This is a genomic window from Flavitalea sp., from assembly GCF_035489435.1.
Taxonomy (GTDB): domain Bacteria; phylum Bacteroidota; class Bacteroidia; order Chitinophagales; family Chitinophagaceae; genus DATHKG01.
This window is the reverse complement of the sequence record NZ_DATHKG010000124.1, coordinates 43832-62945: the sequence shown is the minus strand read 5'-3', so window position 1 is coordinate 62945 and position 19114 is coordinate 43832. Positions and strand designations below refer to the sequence as shown.

General features: G+C 43.7%; 11 protein-coding genes. 8 read left to right on the top strand and 3 right to left on the bottom strand.

All coding sequences use genetic code 11. The features are described from left to right. Nucleotides 1–173 precede the first annotated feature (173 nt). The 3 genes from VK664_RS20125 to VK664_RS20115 form a co-directional block, all read right to left on the bottom strand. Nucleotides 174–1028: a hypothetical protein gene (locus VK664_RS20125; protein ID WP_461400497.1), complete on the bottom strand. Its 855-nt coding sequence runs from the start codon at nt 1026–1028 to the stop codon at nt 174–176. Nucleotides 1029–1108: 80 nt separating this feature from the next. Further along, nucleotides 1109–2656, bottom strand: a complete 1548-nt coding sequence (locus VK664_RS20120) for a RagB/SusD family nutrient uptake outer membrane protein (protein WP_461400496.1) — start codon at nt 2654–2656, stop codon at nt 1109–1111. A gap of 25 nt (nt 2657–2681) precedes the next feature. Further along, nucleotides 2682–5804 (bottom strand): SusC/RagA family TonB-linked outer membrane protein, encoded by a 3123-nt coding sequence (locus VK664_RS20115; RefSeq protein WP_461400495.1) that lies wholly within the window; start codon nt 5802–5804, stop codon nt 2682–2684. A 193-nt stretch (nt 5805–5997) separates the two neighbouring features. Between VK664_RS20115 and VK664_RS20110 the strand changes: the two genes are divergently transcribed. The 8 genes from VK664_RS20110 (at nt 5998) to VK664_RS20075 (ending at nt 19061) form a co-directional block, all read left to right on the top strand. Then, nucleotides 5998–8931, top strand: a complete 2934-nt coding sequence (locus VK664_RS20110; protein ID WP_461400494.1) for a two-component regulator propeller domain-containing protein — start codon at nt 5998–6000, stop codon at nt 8929–8931. 153 nt (nt 8932–9084) lie between these two features. Next, entirely contained in the window at nt 9085–9672 is a 588-nt protein-coding gene (gene parS / locus VK664_RS20105) for a type II RES/Xre toxin-antitoxin system antitoxin (protein ID WP_461400493.1), read from the top strand. Nucleotides 9673–9675: 3 nt separating this feature from the next. Further along, nucleotides 9676–10140: an RES family NAD+ phosphorylase gene (locus tag VK664_RS20100; protein WP_461400492.1), complete on the top strand. Its 465-nt coding sequence runs from the start codon at nt 9676–9678 to the stop codon at nt 10138–10140. An 84-nt stretch (nt 10141–10224) separates the two neighbouring features. Then, entirely contained in the window at nt 10225–10812 is a 588-nt protein-coding gene (locus VK664_RS20095; protein WP_461400491.1) for an RNA polymerase sigma factor, read from the top strand. Between the two features lie 86 nt (nt 10813–10898). Next, complete coding sequence (locus VK664_RS20090) at nt 10899–12086, top strand: FecR family protein (protein WP_461400490.1); 1188 nt, start codon at nt 10899–10901, stop codon at nt 12084–12086. A 191-nt stretch (nt 12087–12277) separates the two neighbouring features. After that, nucleotides 12278–15526, top strand: coding sequence for a TonB-dependent receptor (locus VK664_RS20085; RefSeq protein ID WP_461400489.1), 3249 nt, complete (start codon nt 12278–12280; stop codon nt 15524–15526). A gap of 24 nt (nt 15527–15550) precedes the next feature. Next, nucleotides 15551–16999, top strand: a complete 1449-nt coding sequence (locus VK664_RS20080) for a RagB/SusD family nutrient uptake outer membrane protein (protein WP_461400488.1) — start codon at nt 15551–15553, stop codon at nt 16997–16999. A 43-nt stretch (nt 17000–17042) separates the two neighbouring features. Beyond that, nucleotides 17043–19061, top strand: a complete 2019-nt coding sequence (locus tag VK664_RS20075) for an FAD-dependent oxidoreductase (RefSeq protein WP_461400487.1) — start codon at nt 17043–17045, stop codon at nt 19059–19061. Nucleotides 19062–19114: the final 53 nt, after the last annotated feature.

Genomic DNA, 19114 nt, shown 5'->3' with positions numbered 1-19114 from the left:
GGTGGTTCCGGTGATGCTGTTTCATTTTTATTGCCGTTTTTATTGCAGCTGCATGCTGCCATCAGCATAGAACAGGCAATCAGGATGTGATGAAATTTAGTTATCCTGGAAAGGATTGTTCGCATAATTCAAGTTTAATGTCTCAATAAAAACTGTTGATAAAAGCCCCATCATCACATACCACGGAGTTCGACATTATCAACTGCCATACCTGTAGTGCCCAGGTTGGCGCCCCCGGTTTTAATCAGCAGATATTTGTCTCCGCCAGTGGTGAAAGTAATCTCACCATTCTTGCCCACTAATGTGCCTTCACAACCGATGGTTGTGATAGGGCCATTGAAGCTGGTTGTGCCACAGCCGGCCCAGGTGTTCATGCTGATATAATTCCCACCATCAGAATAATCAACACCATTTACCGGTGCAATGCTGCCGAAAAACACTTCCAGCCAGGTTTCGGTAGCACCGGACCCACTAACGGTCATGCCGAACCGATATTTTTTTCCAGCTACAACTGTTACCTTCTGCCAGATCGCTGCATGCCCCCAACTTCCACCTGTCGCCACCATCTTTCCGTCAACGTGGTTAAACGCTACACCCGGCGATATCACTATTTTGGTCCATTTAGCTACATCTTCAGTATTCATCTTTCCACCGGCAATAAGATTTCCGGCAACCGGATCACTGGTGGCGACAGTAATGTCCCGGGCAGGTGCATCGTAAAAGACGCCACCCTTTCCCATCACCTGCATTTTTACTGAATACACACCGGCATCAGGATAGAATATGGTGTCTACTTCTTTTCCGTCAACAAACCCGCTACCATTACCAAAGTCCCACCGGGTTTTTATAAATCCCTCAGTATTGTTCCTGACCACATAGCTATTCGTGCGTCCGGAAATATTTTCTACAACGAAAGTTGGTGTCAATGCCGTTTCAAGACCATTGTCGCGGAAATCTTTTCGGCATGAGTTCATTGTTATAACTACCAGCACTGCGATTAACTGGAGGAGTCCTTTATATAAATGCATATAGTCAGTTTAAGAATGTTTAAGAATCTGTTTAGATCTCTCTTTGACAAGTAGTAGATACATGCGTGATGATATCCCTGTTAATAGCCGGGGTTTTGAATCAGCTTGGTTCCCTGCAACTCCCTTTGCGGAATAGGAAATACTTCACTTTTGCCGGCAACAAATCCCCGCGAACCCAGCACGGTTGCAGCATCACCCCATCGTACGAGATCAAAGAAACGATGCCCTTCTCCTGCAAGTTCCCGCCTTCTTTCCAGCTTGATAGCATTAAGCGAAACGGGTACGGTAGAAAGCCCCACTCTTGCGCGAACTGCGTCAAGCAGAGCCTGGGCCCTGGCACCTGTTGCTCCGAGTGCCTCGGCTTCCATCAGATAGGTGTCGGCAAGCCGGATTATGTAGGAGTTCTGTTTAAAATTAAGCTCCTGTGCCCCGCCCCCGGTCCTTACATCGGCCATTGTGGGAAGGAATTTTTTCAGGAAATAACCTGTATTCTGATAGCCTTCGATATAGTCGGCCTGACCGGCGGTCTTGAGAGCTTTAAGGTCAAATACCGTCGCTTCAAAGCGCGGGTCGTCTTTTATGAAGTTGTAAAAATCTTCCGTAAATACATTGAAGCTCCAACCGGAGGGAAGATCGGGAGCTGTTGATCCGGCAGGTCTGGAGTAGCTTCTTGGCCCGACCATTACATTTATTGTGTTGCCTTCATCCGCCCCGGATCCCCAAAAGCCCCAGTCGGCATTGGAAGCATCGGTATGCATTACTTCGAGAACGGACTCTGTATGGAATTTGTTTTGCGGTTTCCATAAATCGGCGAAACTGGCAAGCAACTGGTATCCCAGGGGGCTGACAGATCCGGGAGTGCCATTCACTTCGGTAAACTGTGCTACTGCCTCGCTATTTTTCTTCTGATACAGATATACTTTGCCAAGCATCGCTTTGGCTGCACCTCTGGTAATCCTTCCTGCTTCAGTTGCGAGTGCAAGATTTACCGGAAGGTTTGGAATAGCCTCCTTAAGATCAGTTTCAATCTGAATATAAACTGCTTCAGGCGCCGCCTGTTCAGGATCGTAAATCGTTGCTGTGGTCGGAGGCTCCAGCAGCAAAGGAACGTTTTTGAACATACGAACCAGGTTAAAGTAATAAATGGCTCTCAGCGCTTTAGCCTCTGCAGAAAAACGCGACCGGTTAGTTTCGTCCATAGTAGCATCCGGCAAACGATCCAGTAGCGTGTTGGCCCTGAAAATCCCCTGGTAATGATCGTTCCAGAAACTACCAGGAATGGTTACATCATTGAGTGTATGTGTGGAAAAATTCTGTATGCCTGCGCCGTCAGTAGAACCACCTCCGCCGGCGTATTGATCGTCTGATCCAGCATTCATCATGGTAACCATGTTTTCGAAGCCACCCGAATTTTTGCGGAGCACATCATAAACGCCCACCAACGCATCGTACGCCTGTTGCTGGTTAGAATAATAGTTTTGTGACAGAAATTCACCCTCGGGTTGAATGGTCACAAAATCTTTACCACAGGCTGCCATGATTAGTGATAATGTGGCAACAACCAATGAATGGATGGAAAATCTCACGAACGTTCCCTTGTCTTTTAAAATTTTATATTGACTTTTCATAAATCTCAGGTTAAGAGTAATAAGATTAAAACTGAATCTGGATGCCGCCTAGAATTGAACGTGCCTGTGGATACTGGCCCCTGTCGATACCAAATACTCCGCCTCCAACTTCAGGATCATAACCTGAATAGCCAGTGATGGTAGCAAGGTTCTCGGCAGTAATATAAACGCGTAACCTGCTTACGCCCACACTTCTAAGCCAGTTTACCGGCAACGTATAGCCGATTTGTACCAGTTTCAGACGGGCATAGTCGCCGTTTTCAAGGTAGAAATCAGACATATTGCCGAAGTTGCCGTTAGGGTCGTTGCTTACCAGCCTGGGGTAATCATTGGAACTACCCTCTCCTGTCCAGCGACCCATCGCTTTTGCTGAATAATTAGCATTTCCAATATCCAGCCGGCGAAGGCCCTGGAAAATCTTGCTGCCAGCGGAGCCTTGTGCAAATACCATCAGGTCAAAACCTTTGTAGTCGAGGTTAATCGTAAGGCCATATGTGTATTTAGGGATATTGGTTCCCAGGAACACCCTGTCCTCCGGGGTAATCGCCCCGTCGCCATCAGCATCCAGCCATTTGAAATCACCTGGCCGGGCATTGGGCTGAATAACACCTCCCTTTCCGTCAACATAATTCTGAACGTCAGCGTCATTCTGAAATATTCCCATCGTTTTGTAACCGAAGAAAGAGTTGTAAGATTCGCCCACCTGTGTACGCGTAACTTCTCCCATTGATTGGAAACCTGCGTCACCGGGAATAAAATCAGCATCGGCAGCAACATAAGTAACCTTGTTTTTAAGCAAAGAGAGGTTTCCATTGGCTGCAAATCCTATATCTCCGAAACGTTGGCGATAACCAAGCTCCAGATCAACTCCCAGATTTTCCATGTCTGCAATGTTGGCGTAAGGAGCTTCGGGCACCCCGACATATCCGGGAATATTCACCGGACGAAGTATACCCGTGGTTTTCTTTTTATAGAAGTCGACTGTAAGATTGAGGTTCCGGAACATTGTTGCGTCAAAACCAATATTGGCCTGCGAAGTTTCTTCCCAACGAAGTTCAGGATTGTCGAGTGTGGTAGGTGAATAGCCGGTTGTAACCGCCCCTGAATTGCCGATGGTATAATTGTATCCGCCGCTGATTGTGGAAAGGTATCTGAAGTCGGCCAGGGCATCATTCCCCACCACTCCATATCCGCCACGGATTTTTAATGTATTTATTACTTCATTATCTGCCCAGAAGTTCTCCCTGTTCACTACCCAGCCCAGCGAAAAGGATGGAAACACGCCCCATTTCTGGTCGTCACCAAAACGAGTGGAACCATCGCGTCTTATAATTCCCGTGAAAAGATATTTATCCTTGTAGCTATAGTTCAGTCTGGCGAAATAAGACGCTATCTTATGCTGAATCAAATCGGATACAGAAGATACCCTGCTGGTTTGAGGAATATCAAAACGGAAGGATGCTTCGTGAAAACTAGTGATCGGAAGATTATATAAAGTGACACCCATACTTCCACCAATATTCTCCACGTAAACACCCTGACCTAAAAGTGCTGTAAAGTTGTGATCTTTTAAAGTCTTATTATAAGTAATGGTGTTTTCAATATTCCAGTTGAAGCTATTGTTCTCCCCCTTTGAATAGTTATTCTGCGTATTATTATTTGTGGGATTCAGGTAGAAAACCGGCGTAAAACCGATATTACCCCAATAGGCTTTTTTTGCACCAAGTGTGCTCCGTACTTTAAGGTCTTTGGTGATGGCAGCGTCCAGGTAAACGTTCCCTACGATATCATCGGACCAATTGTATGCTCCCAGGCGAGTTTGTACATAAGCAAGCGGATTGGTCATTTCCTGGCCGACTATTGTCGAAATTCCGTAAGGATGGCCATTTACGTCCCGGAAAACTGGATTTGAGTTATAGGGCGGAGCATTTGCTGCCGTAGGATCCGTTACTACCAATGGAGTAATAGGATCGAGATTTATTGCCGAACTCAGCGGCCCGCCGAATTCACTGTTAGTGTTTCCCAGGCCGACAGACTTCTGCCGGGCATAAGACAAGGTTTGTCCGAGAGTGAAAACATTTGAGATTTTGTGAGTGGAGTTGATGCGGATGCTTTTGCGTGAATACCTGGAAATTTCAGTTGTCACAATGCCATCCTGGTCCAACATACCGAACGAGAGATAAAAGGTAGATCGGTCATTACCTCCGCTCAGGCTTATTTCATTTGAATACCTCCGGGCATCGTCGTTAAATACTACATCCTGCCAATCGGTTCCTTTACCAAAAGAGGATGGATTAGCATAAAGAATGCTTCCCCCGCCGGCAACCGACCGTTCGTTCATCAGCGTGGCATACTGTGTTGCATCCAACACTTCCAGCTTACGTTCGGCAGACTGTGTACCATAAAATCCGCTGTAGGAAACTGTTAGTTTACCAGACTTGCCTTTTTTGGTAGTGATGAGAATAACACCCGTTGCCGCCCTTGTACCATAGATAGCAGCCGAAGCCGCGTCTTTTAAAACCTCGATGGATTCAATATCCGATTGATTAAGATAAGAAATGGCACCTGCATCCACTACAACACCGTCTACCACCCAAAGCGGATTATTACCACCTCCGAAGGTGGTTACCCCGCGCACCCGAATCGTTGAAGCAGATCCCGGTTGTCCGGAGTTCTGTTGAATCGTGACACCCGAAACCCGGCCCTGAAGCGACTGCTCGACCCTGTTACTGGGGACGTTTTGTAAATCACTGGCTTTAACGCTTGAAATAGCGCCGGTAACCACGCTTTTTCGCTGTGTACCATAACCCACAACCACTACCTCGTCCATTGCGGCACTGCCTGAGACATCTATCTGCGCATTAACAATCTTGTTTTCAGGAATAGAAACCTCCACAGGTTTTATGTTCAGATAAGTAATTACCAAAACCGCAGAAAGTGAAGGGACATTAATAAGGAAGTTGCCGGCGGAGTCGGAAACAGTGGCTGTAGTGCTTCCCTTCACGCTGATGGTAGCGCCGGCCAGGGGCTGGTTATCGGATTTTTGGGTAACCTTTCCACTTATAGGGATGGTCTGCGCAGTTGCAAAAATCACCATCATTTGCAACGCAAAAAAAATCGAAACCTGGTAAAGCAGTCGTTTTTTCATAAGCAAGAAGTTGTTTTGGAAAATTGAGAAAAGCGTTCGTTGGCACTAATGTAGGTATCAGTATTAGGGAGGCCCAAAAAAACACCCCCTCAATACCACGTCATTATTCGGTCGACTTTGGTCTAATACCCGAATCAAAACTCATCATTACCACATCAACAGAAATTTCTAACTTAGGATCACGATTGCTCATATGAAACATCCCTATAAAGTTTCAATTTTACTGTTTCTTATATTATTGCCTTCGGTGGTGAGACTCAGCGCACAAAACACTATTGCGATTCCTGATATCGTGAGTTATACCAAGGAAGATTACAATGCCGGTAGCCAGAACTGGAAGATTGTTCAGGATGATCTGGGAATAATTTACGTTGCGAACCATGAAGGATTGCTCACTTTCGATGGTAACCACTGGGAAAAGTATGTACTGCCAAACGAATCGATTGTCAGATCGCTTGCCCTGGGCCCGGGTGGAAGGATCTATGTCGGTGCTCAGAGTGAGATCGGATATTTTGCACCTGATCAGGCGGGCCTGCTAATGTATCATTCCCTTTCAGGTTTGATACCTCCCGATCAGCGCGAGTTTGCAGATATATGGAACGTAATCATATTGGATGGCGGTGTTTTTTTCCGGTCAAATAAAAAGATATTCCACTTTACAAGCGACAAAATTATTGCTTATCCCAGCCCCAACTGGGATTTCATGGGCTATGCCAATGGTATGCTGATTGCCAATGAATATGAACGGGGACTACTTCGTTATAAAAATGGAACCTGGGAACCATTTGTCGAAAATGGCAAGACGCTGAAAGATGCCAAGCTAATCGATTTTGTAGCTTTGAAGGGAGACAGTTCGCTGATCGTCACTAAGACTTCCGGCATATTTTGTTATAGCAAAGGTATTCTTACTCCTTTTGTGTCCGGCGATTTGCGGCAAATAACGGATAAGATAATCAATGGACTCATCGTGGTTAACGATGACAACCTGGCTATTGCCACTTCTCTTGCAGGATGTTTTATCATCACCCGGAGAGGCAAACTGATACAACGACTTTCGCGTCACGAAGGCTTACAGAACAACAATATCATTGCTATATCAGCCGACAAAAATAAAAATATATGGTTGGGGCTTGATAATGGCATAGACTTCATTGCATACAATAGCGCCATCAGGCATATTTACCCCGACGACCAGGAACATAATACTGCTTATGCAGCCATCATTCATAAGCAGAGTTTGTATCTCGGTCTTTCGAGCGGATTATACCGGGCGCCGGTTTCTTCCGAAAGCGATATCTCAAATATGCGATCTGCATTTACCCGGGTCAATAACACACACGGTCAGGTCTGGAACCTTTCGGAAGTTAATGATCAATTGATAATGGGACATAATGACGGCGCCTACATAATTGAAAACAATAATGCAACACGGCTCGATGGTAGTTCCGGCTTCTGGCTTTTTTTGCCCTTGAGCCCGGTAGAGCCTTCAGATTATATGCTGGCGGGCACCTACAACGGAATAAACATTTATGATTATCGAAACGGTCGGTTTTATGATAGTCTACGGCATATTCATTTCGAATCATCGAGGTTTATTGCCATGGATAATAATATTGCCTGGGTTGGCCATCCATACCTGGGACTATTTAAGGTGGACTTTAAAACTTTCCCCCAGCCAAAGTTCGCAGCGTATACTGATAAGCAAAAAATCCTTTCTAAAAACAGGAATTATGTCTACAAGATCAAAAACCGGATTATTCTTTCCAACGATAACGGTTTATTTGAATACGATTCGCAGAAAGATGACTTTGTGCCTTGTATTTTCCTTCGAAAAATTTTCGATAATGAACCGGTACAATACCTGAAAGAAGACCAGAAAGGAAATATATGGTTCATAAAAAATAAGCATCTTGGTGTAGTCAACTTCAGCAACGGGAAGCCTCAGGTTACATTCATTCCTGAAATGGATTCAAGGTTGCTGACCAGTGGATATGATTTTATTTACCCTTATGATCTCCGGAATGTCTTTGTAGCAGGTGAGCACGGCTTTTACCTGTTGAACTATGAGAAATATAAATCCATGACCGATAAAATTTCACTGCTAATCACTTCAGTGAAGGCTATCGGAGACCGCGACAGCAGCCTGTTTGGCGGTCACCTGCAGCAGGTCGGGATCGGGGGCAGACCTGTGAATCAACATGTACCTGAATTAGATTACGCATGGAATACATTGCATTTCACTTACTCATCACCGTTATTCGGCCGCCAGGCGAGCACGGAATATTCGTGTATGCTCGAAAATTTTGACAAGGCATGGTCACCCTGGTCCAAAAAAACAGAGAAGGAATATCTTTACCTGCCACCCGGCAATTATGTGTTTCAGGTAAAGGTCCGTAGCCACACAGGCTATCACCCGGTATTACAGAGTTATCGATTTACCATATTGCCACCCTGGTATAAAACCGGCTGGGCGTGGCTACTGTACGCCACCATATTCGGGCTGATCATTGTCGCGATTTATCATCGTCAAAAACGAAAATTTGAGACCCAGCGGCGTCTGCATAGGGAGGAAAACAAGCGCGTGCAATATCTGCATCAGCTGGAGATTAAAAAATCCGAAGCAGAGATAGTAAAGCTAAAGAATGAGAAGCTGGAAACTGAATTGCAACTTATAAACAAGGAGTTGGCCACAACATCTATCAACCTTGTCCAGCGCGGCGAAGTGCTGCATAAAATTAAGGACGAAGTACTGAGAATGAAGAAGACCGGCAATGAACATGAACATAACGAGGAAGATTTCAGGAAAATCATCCGCATGCTGGAACCGGAAAAAGTGAAACACGACTGGGAACAATTCGCACTTCATTTCAACCATGTGCATGATGAATTTTTGGTGGCATTGAAAAGAGAATACCCGGGGTTAACACCCAATGAAATAAAACTATGTGCTTATCTCCGGCTAAACATCAGCAGTAAGGAAATCGCGCATATCATGAATATTAACGTGAAGAGTGTTGAATTGAGCCGATATCGACTGCGTAAAAAGCTGCAACTTGAACCAGGTGTACACCTGTTCAATTTTCTGCTGGAGTTTCATGGTCAGCATAAAAAAGATGTCGGATTATAAACAGCTTTACGAACAAGAGCGAATTAAGCGTGAAACGGAGTCGGTACCATTTGGATAGATACACTTTGCACTGAACAGTTTTAAAAAAAAATCGATTTTGAATTGATTTGGTTATAAGTACAAAATTAAATATTTTTAGTACAAATACGTACTATGGCTAAAAACAGAACTGCGGAGTCGAAAAAGGGAGGCATAAAAAAAAGCTATTTAAAAAAACAAAAAATAGTGCAGAGCGGGTCTGTGGGAACAAATTTGGTTAAGTCACAAAAAGTTTCCAAAACTGTTGTTGAAGTGAATGAACCCGAGGTTCACTATCTCAGGGATTTATCGCAGGTTTTGCAAACCAGTAAAGGCAGGCCGGAGTACAAAATGAGTTCATTCGAAAAAATTGAGCTCGTTGAAGGAGGCATATCCAAGAAAGCGCTGGAGAACTTAAAACAGAAAGCGGGTCTGGATTATGATCAACTCTCCGAAGTTTTAAATGTAGCCCGGACAACGCTGCTCAATAAAAAAGGCAACGAAAAATTCAATAAAGATGTCAGCGACAAGATCCTGGGGCTCGCTAACGTTTATTCCTATGGATACGAGGTATTTGAAGAAAGGGAAAGGTTTAATGAATGGATTTTCAGAAAAAACAAAGCGCTGGGTGGTCAGGTTCCATTTGACATCCTGCACACCAGTTTTGGCCGTGAGGAAGTAAAGCATTTGATTGGCCGCATAGATCATGGCGTTTATTCATAATCTATGCTTTTATACAGGATTGCAAGAACCAAATGGGCGCGGACGGTAGATGGCGAAGGAGCAAGACTTCATGGTGGCAGATGGAATCATTCAGGCACACCATGTATCTATACTTCGGAAAGCAGGGCGCTGGCCATACTGGAATACACTGTGAATACAAACCTTGATGATATACCCCGGGCGTTAAGTATCATCACTATCCATGTGCCGGAGGATGAAGCTGCAAATTTTTTCATGGTCCCAATTTCTTCTCTACCTGGCGATTGGCGCGATTCCCCGGCTCCGACCTCTGCAAAAGATTACGGAACCGGTTTATTAAAGAAAAATTTCCCGGGATTTGGCATTCCTTCGGTCATTATCCCGAAGGAGTTTAATTTTTTGCTTAACCCAATGAAGGGTTCAGGCAAAGCCTACAGTGTGACAGAAATTGAAGATTTTGTGTACGATATAAGAATCAAAAGGGTCTAGCGTTTTGTAACCAAGTCAGATATTTTTCATTGCACAATATTGATAATATATTTATATTGCAGCAAAGAGAACCAATTATACTAATTGCTTGCCCCTGCTTCAAATAACGAAACGGATCTGTTGCAACAGGTCGCTAACGGCGATGAAACTGCCTTTAGCAAATTGTATTACGGGTATCACAACATACTCGGTATCTACATCTATCAGCTGACCCAATCCAGGGAATTGTCGGAAGAAATTGTGCAGGATGTTTTTCTGAAAATATGGGTTGGTCGTAAAGCTTTAACAGGAGTAACCAATTTCAAAGCCTGGCTTTTTATAGTTTCCAAAAATCAAGCCTTAAACTCCCTGCGTACAATTACAAAAGAAAGAACACTCAAAAAAGATCTTTCCAGGGATTACGAGCATTCATCCGGCATTAATGAAGAATCTTTTGATAATGATTCTTACATACTTCTTGAACAAGCCATCAATCAATTACCAGAACAACAAAGAAAAGTTTTTATCCTCAGCCGCTATCGCCGGTTAAAATATAAAGAGATAGCAACAGAATTAAAGCTATCGAGGGAAACAGTAAAATCTTACCTGGGTCTTGCCGTTTCTTCTATTACAAAATTTGTCAATGCCCGGTTATATCCTGTTTTTTGGATCGTCTATTTGCTTTTTTTATAGAAATATCCGGCGGGCTACCCCCTTTTTTCTAATTTTTGTGTCTTCTTCAGGGAGCCTTTCCTTCCCAGTCATTTCAGGCCTTACTTATGGATATAAGAAACACCAGATTAAAATTTTTATTACAGCGTTTTCACAATAGGACAGTAAGCCAGGAGGAGATAGACGAACTGAAATCGTTAATTAAAGGCAACAACGTTGAAGAACAGCTAAAAAAAATCTGGGACGAAATTCCGGACCAGGACCCGTTTTTCAATGAGGATAAAAGCGCGGAAATGCTTGCTGAAATACTGCAACATCAACCGGCTGTGCTGATGGAACCACGGAAAAGAAGAATTGCTGCATTCATGATGGCCGCCGCCACAGTACTGGTTTTACTAATAGCGGGTACATGGATTTTTTTTAATGCTAAGGACAAAGCGAAACCATCTGCAGATAACGTCGCTGTAGCTGATCATAAACCTGCAATTATGCCTGGCAGCGATAAAGCCATGCTGACCTTATCGGATGGTACTATAATAATTTTGGATAGCACCAATAACGGAACGCTGGCTTTACAAGGAAATAGCAGAGTAGTAAAATTAAACGATCAGGTTGTATACAATAAAGATCAGAAGACTGGTACATATTCGCCTCAAACAACTTTTAATACCCTTTCAACACCAAGAGGCGGACAATACGTGCTCAAACTGGAAGATGGGACTAAAGTCTGGCTGAATTCAGTGTCTTCGATAAAGTATCCTTCGGCATTCGGTGCTGGTGAAAGAACCGTTGAATTAACAGGTGAAGCTTTTCTTGAAGTTGCCAGGGATGCTAAGCGCCCTTTCACTGTTAAGGTGAACGGAATGGCTGTAAATGTACTGGGCACTCATTTCAATGTGATGGCATACGAAAATGAGGAAGCAACGGTTGTCACTTTATTTGAGGGCGCCGTAAATGTCACAAAAGATAAGGAGAAAATCACCTTGCGACCCGGTCAGCAAGCGATGCACAAAACGGGTGCAGCATTGAAGGTGGTCAATGATGTAAATCTTGAAGAAACGATCGCATGGAAGAATGGCTATTTTCAATTCAATCATACCTCGCTGGCAGTGTTGATGCGACAGGTGGAGCGGTGGTACAATGTAGATGTAATGTATGAAGGCAAAATTCCAACCAGGAAGTTTGGAGGTAAGATCTCCAGGAAAAGTGATATCAATAACGTAATTAAAATACTTGAAGAGAGTAAGGTGCACTCACGCATTGAAGGAGACAAAATAATTATTCTGGATATTTAGGAAACAAAAGCCGGAGTGTTGGCGCACTACCGGCTTGACATGGTTTCCATAACAATTTTTTGGGTAAGCTCTTCCGATTTAAAGAAGAGGTATTGTTAATGTAAAAACACACAATTAAAGGTATGCTATTTAGAGCTAATCGCAAGCCCCCGTGTCTCGTATGGAGACCAATTGCTAAAATGATGCTTATTATGAAACTGACTACGGTAATAATATTATCGGTTTGTTTGCAGGCAAGCGCTGTAGGGTTTGGCCAGAAAATTTCACTCAAGGTTAAAGACGTTCCATTGGCGCAGGTCTTCACGATTATTGAAAAGCAAAGCGAGTACGTCTTCTTTTTCGATCAGTCGCTTATTGAAAAGGCACAGAAGGTTACGCTGCATACAAGCAATGAGCAATTGAAAGACGTGCTTGACGCCTGCTTTAAAGATCAGCCTTTAACTTATTCGATAGTTGGAACAACGATCGTTGTAAAAATTAAAGAGGATTCGTCAGCAGAAAAACAATCACCTGTTGTATTGGTAAAAGGCCGCGTGGTGAATGCAGAACAACAGCCGCTGGTTGGCGCTTCAGTATTAGTAAAAAACGGGAATAAAGGTTCAAAAACCGATGCCAGCGGAAATTTTATCGTTGAAGTAGATCCCGGTACTATCCTGGTGATTTCTTATGTGGGCTATAGCCCGAAGGAAGTCAAGATAGAAAACAGCAATGATTTTTTGAATATCGTACTTAACGCACAGATAGAAAGCAATGAGGAGATCGTTATAGTGGCCTATGGCAGTATCAAGAAAAGTGATCTTACCGGTTCCGTTTCCCAGGTAAAGGCGGGCGATATCAATTCTTATCCTACTACTAATGTGATACAGGCGCTCAGCGGCCGCGCAGCGGGTGTAAGAGTGATACAGAACAATGGAGCTCCGGGTAGTCCCATCAGCGTACGTATACGGGGAGCTAATTCGATTCTGGGTGGCAACGAACCTTTATATGTAATTGATGGACTTCCCAGCAGCCCTACCTATCTGCAAAATGCGGATATAGAATCAATGGAAATTTTAAAAGATGCGTCGTCCACTGCTATGTATGGCTCAAGGGGCGGCAACGGCGTGGTACTGATCACCACCCGTTCGGGTAAAAAAAATCAACCCACAAGCGTAAAGCTCGATATGGGATACAGTGTGCAGTCGATCACTAAAAAAATGAAATTGCTGACACCGCACCAATACGTATCCCTTTACAACGAGCAGGCGGTGAATGATGGACTGGCACCCTATTTTTCACAACAACAGGTAGACTCGTTCAAAAATGTGAAGGGCACTGACTGGCAGGACCTGTTGTTACGCAATGCACCCATGTATAACACGAGCATAAGCGTCAGCGGTGGATCAGACAGAACTTCGTACTTTCTTTCCGGGGGCGTTTTTTCACAGGAAGGGATCATTCCTAATTCTGATTACAACCGGTATTCATTGAGGATAAACCTGAATCACGAAATCAGCAAGATCTTCAATGTGGCTTATAACAGCACCTATACGCGATCTGACAGGAGTTCACAAAATTCACAATTGGGAAACAGAGGCGGCGATATGTTCGGCGGAATGCTTTTTGCACCGCCTACAGTAGGCCCGTACACGAACGACGGACACTATGTACGTCTCAATACTATCTATCCTTTTATTTCCAATGCACTGGTTAACCCTGTCGCTACCAAAAACGAAGTGACCAATCAAACTAAGGTGGATGATATTGTTGCCAACCTGAGTCTCAACATCAAGCCGGTTAAAAATGTGACCGTACGCATATCGGGAAATTTACTGAACAGTAATAACCGCAATGATAATTTCAGGAACAGGGAACCCTATGCATTGAATTCTGTAGGTGTCGCCAACGTTGCCACAAGTCAGTACACCAGTTTGTTGAACGAAAACATCATTAGCTACAAAAACGTTTTTAGCGGCAGGCATAACCTGGATGTCGTAGGGGGATTCACCAACCAATTGGATAAAAGTACGGCAATGGAGTCAGGGAATGCTTCTGACTTTTTGAGCAATGAAGTATTTACCGGCAGCCTTCAGTCTGCTGGTGTATCCGGGCTACCCAACTCCCGATATTCAAAAGTTGCATTGTCATCTTTTGTGGGCCGTGTTAACTACGGCTTTGACAACCGCTATCTTTTTACGCTAAGCTTCCGCCGCGATGGATATTCTCCGTATTCCGATGAGAACAAATGGGAAAATTTCCCTTCTGCAGCCATCGCCTGGAAGGCATCCAATGAAAAATTCCTGGCAAATTCGGGAATAATTTCTGATCTTAAACTCAGGGCTTCATACGGTCGCACAGGTAACACATCCATCAGCGCCTACCAGTCGCTCAACATATTACAGCCTTACAACACTATTTTTGGCGACGCATTATCGATTGGCTATGCGCCCAGGGCACAATATGCAAGTAAACTTAGATGGGAAGTAACTGATCAGATGGATATGGGTGTTGATATCGGGTTGCTAAACGACAGGATCCGCGTGACTGCTGATTTCTATTACAAACAAACTAAATACCTGCTGAACCAGGTACAGTTGCCCACGTCTTTTGGATATGAAACATCTCTGCAAAATGTAGGTGAAATTAGCAATAGAGGTATTGAACTGGCTGTTGATGCAAGTGTCATCGACAACAGGGATTGGAAATGGAATATTGGAGCAAACATATCTTTCAACCGGAATATGATTGTTAAGCTGTATGATGGTCAGGATATTGTAGGGTCCAATATTTTTACCGGCAACATCAACGATTATGTAAACCTGCTCCGGGAAAATGAACCCGTATATGTATTCTATGGGTATAAAGAAACCGGCTACACCGATAACGGTCTTATAAAATACGAGGACAAGAATAAGGACGGAGCTATCAATGCGCTCGACCGAAGTATTATCGGAGATCCTAACCCCGATTTTATCTATGGACTGAATTCCATCACGAAATATAAAGGATTCGAGCTGACATTGTTTATTCAGGGTTCCCAGGGAAATGATATTTTTAATCTGAACAAGGCGAGCACACTTGACATGGGTTGGGGCCTGAACCAGATCGAAGAAGTGTATACAGATCATTGGACCACTGACAAGCGGGATGCAAAATATCCTAAACCTTCGAACAAGATCAATGGTAACTTCTCCACCAGGTTTGTCGAAGATGGTTCATACCTGAAATTCAAGAATATTCAACTTGCCTATACATTGCCGGTAACTAACTGGAAATTTAATGCATTGAAATCTGCACAGCTATATGTAAGCGGACAAAACCTCATCGTTATCACCAATTATTCCGGATATGATCCGGAAGTCAACGCATACGGTTCTGCCAACTCGATGGTGCAGGGAGTTGATTACACCGCGTACCCAAATAGCAAATCAGTGACTGTCGGAATCCGTTGCGGATTTTAAACTAATAATAGAAAATCATAGTATATGAAGAGTATTTTCAAACTAACTGTTTTGAGCCTGGTGCTCCTTGCTTCATGTTCAAAAATGCTGGAAGAACATCCGCAGACGATTGCAGCAGAAAACTTTTATAAAACGCCGGTCGAGATTGAATCAGGATTGAATGCTATCTATGAAACAGTGCGCTACTTATCTACTTTTGGTGGCTTCTATACACTGCAGCATGAAATAAACACCGAATATATGTATGGAAGGGGAAGCTTCGCCCCCATGAATTCCTACGACGGCCTCGACAATACCAATGTTGGTCGCATCACAGATTCCTGGAACAATTTTTACAAAGGTGTGCGTAACGCCAATCTCATCATTCAGAAGGCGCCGCTTGCTGATATTACCGAAGCAGAAAAGCTGCGTTATGTAGCGGAAGCAAAGTTCCTGAGAGGTTTGTATTATTTCCACCTGGTAAGGAACTGGGCCGGAGTACCATTGCATACCGAACACAATATGGACTCCATTAACCTTAAAAAAAGTAGTCCGGAGGAAGTTTATCAGCTAATTGAATCCGATCTTCTGTTTGCTGAAACCAATCTTACAGACAATCCAAGATTGGTAGGAACCCCTTCGAAATGGGCGGCCAAAACAGTATTAGCTGAATTGTTCCTGACTCTTAAAAAATATGACCTGGCCAGGAAAGCGGCATTCGAAGTGATACAGTCAAACAAGTATTCACTGATTAGCGTGACTGTTGCCGATGATTTTGAAAAATTATTCGGCAGGGATGCCAATAATACTTCAGAGGAAATTTTCTATTTTAAATTTTCATCCAAGGTTTCTGGCCAGGGGTATCAATACCTCGCCTATCTCCACGCTACAAAAACCACAAATTTTCCTCCGGGCGGGTTTGCTACAATATATAGTGACTCTCTCAATCCATTTTTGCGCGATTGGGACAGGAAGGATCTTCGCTATACATTTACCTGGTATCCTTCAAACATCAATGTCACCCCTACTACTGTACTGTGTAAAAAATTCAGTGACCGTCAGGCCACGATACAGTCGGGAAACAATGATTACCCGCTTTACCGATACGCTGATCTGCTGCTTTTTTATGCCGAAGCTGAAGCAAGAATGAACAATGGTCCCACAGCCGATGCGGTTGAAAAACTCAATATGGTAAGGCGCAGGGCTTATGGCAAACCGGCTACAACCGCTAATCCCCTTATTGATATCAAATCAACCGATTTTCCAACCACCGATGCCTTTGTAAGACGGGTAGTAATGGAAAGAGGATATGAAACTGTTGGAGAAGGCAAGCATTGGTTTGACTTAAAACGGTTAGGCATTGCTCAACAGGTGATCAAAGAAGTAGAAGGATTAACAATGACTGAAAAACATTTGTTATGGCCTATCCCTCCCCGCGAGTTCAATGGCAATACTTCCCTGCATCCAACTTTGGATCAGAACCCTGGCTACTGATGTAGCAATTCAAATATTTTTTAATTCTAAATCAGGAGAGGTTATGATATACTTCAGATTGATAACAGTGCTCTTATGCGCGATCATATCTATTCCCGGACAACAGGCCAGGGCAAACAATATAGAAGCAAACAATATAGAAGCAGACATTATAGAAGCAGACATTTGTATTTTCGGCGGCAATGCTGCCGGTGTAATAGCAGCCTATACAGCTGCAAAGATGAATAAAAAGGTATTGCTCATTGAGCCCGGTCAGCATCCTGGCGGATTAACAACCGGTGGATTGGGTTATACAGATATTGGCAATAAATATGCGATTAATGGTTTGTCCCTCGATTTTTATCGCCGCATTGGTAAATATTATGGAAAGCTGGAACAGTGGATATTCGAGCCGCATGTGGCAGAGAATATCATGAAACAATACATCAAAGACGCGAAGGTGAATGTATGGTATGGACACCAGCTTTCAGCAGTGGAGAAGAAGAACGGAAACATCATATCAATAACAGTGTATGATGCATCCGGAAAACAACAACAAGTAAAAGCGAAGGTATTCATTGATTGTTCCTATGAAGGAGATCTGATGGCAAAAGCCGGTGTATCCTATACTGTTGGACGGGAAGCCAATAGTCTTTATAAAGAGACCTATAATGGTGTTCAACTCCTGAAAGGACACCAATTCCCCGACGGAATAGATCCTTATAAAACACCCGGAGACAGCAGCAGCGGGCTGGTATGGGGTATAAGTAATGAGCTGCTTAAAGAACATGGCAGCGGCGATAAAAAAGTACAGGCTTATAATTTCCGCATATGCCTGAGCAATAAAGCAGATAACATGGTGCCCATTGAAAGGCCGGATAATTACGATTCGGCCAGGTACGAATTATTATTGCGTTATCTCAAAAAGAAGGTACCCGGAGATCTCTGGGGATTTCTAAAGTTCGACCTGATGCCGAATAACAAAACGGATATCAACAATAACGGTCCATTCTCCACCGACATGATCGGCATGAGCAATAATTACCCGGAATCCGACTACGCAACAAGAAAAAAAATACAGAAAGCTCATGAGGACTATACGAAAGGCCTCCTCTATTTTATCGGACATGATGAGCGGATGCCGGAACACCTGAGAAAACAAATGCTTAAATGGGGATATCCTAAAGATGAATATACAGATAACAATAACTGGACGCCGCAGATGTATGTAAGGGAAGCGCGCCGGATGATTGGTGAATACGTTATGACCCAGGCCAACTGTGAGGGACGGGAAACGGTAAACGATACCGTGGGTTTGGCGGCTTATACCATGGATTCGCACAACTGTCAGCGAATTGTATTTAATGGCATGGTAAAGAATGAAGGTAATGTCGAGATCGGTGGTTTCGGACCTTATCCCATTTCTTATCGTTCCATTATCCCTAAATCAGCTGAATGCAAAAACCTGCTGGTTCCGGTTTGTTTGTCTGCCAGCCATATTGCTTATGGATCTATCAGGATGGAACCTGTGTTCATGGTACTGGGACAATCGGCAGCAATCGCCGCTGCGCTTGCAATTGAAAAAGATAATGACGTACATAAGGTCGATGTGAAGGAATTAAGATCATTGCTGACATCAAATCCACTGATGAACGGAAAAACACCGGAAGTATTAGTTGATAATGACAACTCATCGCAGGTAACTGTAACTGGTGATTGGAACGTTCGTAAACAAGGCGCCTACGGAATGTCGATGCTTGTTGATTCCAGCAACGGAACCGGCAACAAGGTTATTCGGTTTACCCCCGTTTTGCCACGGGCGGGTACTTATCATATCTATACTTACATACCTAAACTACAGGGCCTTTCTTCCACCACATCTGTCAATATTTACGATGGCAACAATATAAAAAAGATAGTCATTAAAGCCGAAGACATTAAAGTGGAAGGGCAAACCTCCGGTGAATGGATCAGTCTTGGACTACATCGGCTGGCAAAGGATAAAAAAGTGTATGTAGAAATTTCCAATAACAAGGCGGATGGTATTGTATCTGCCGATGCTGTTTTGTTTATACCGCAGTAAATTTTATGCCGGAGTAAATGTGTCCGTTGCGATTGCTTCAACTGAGGTTGAAC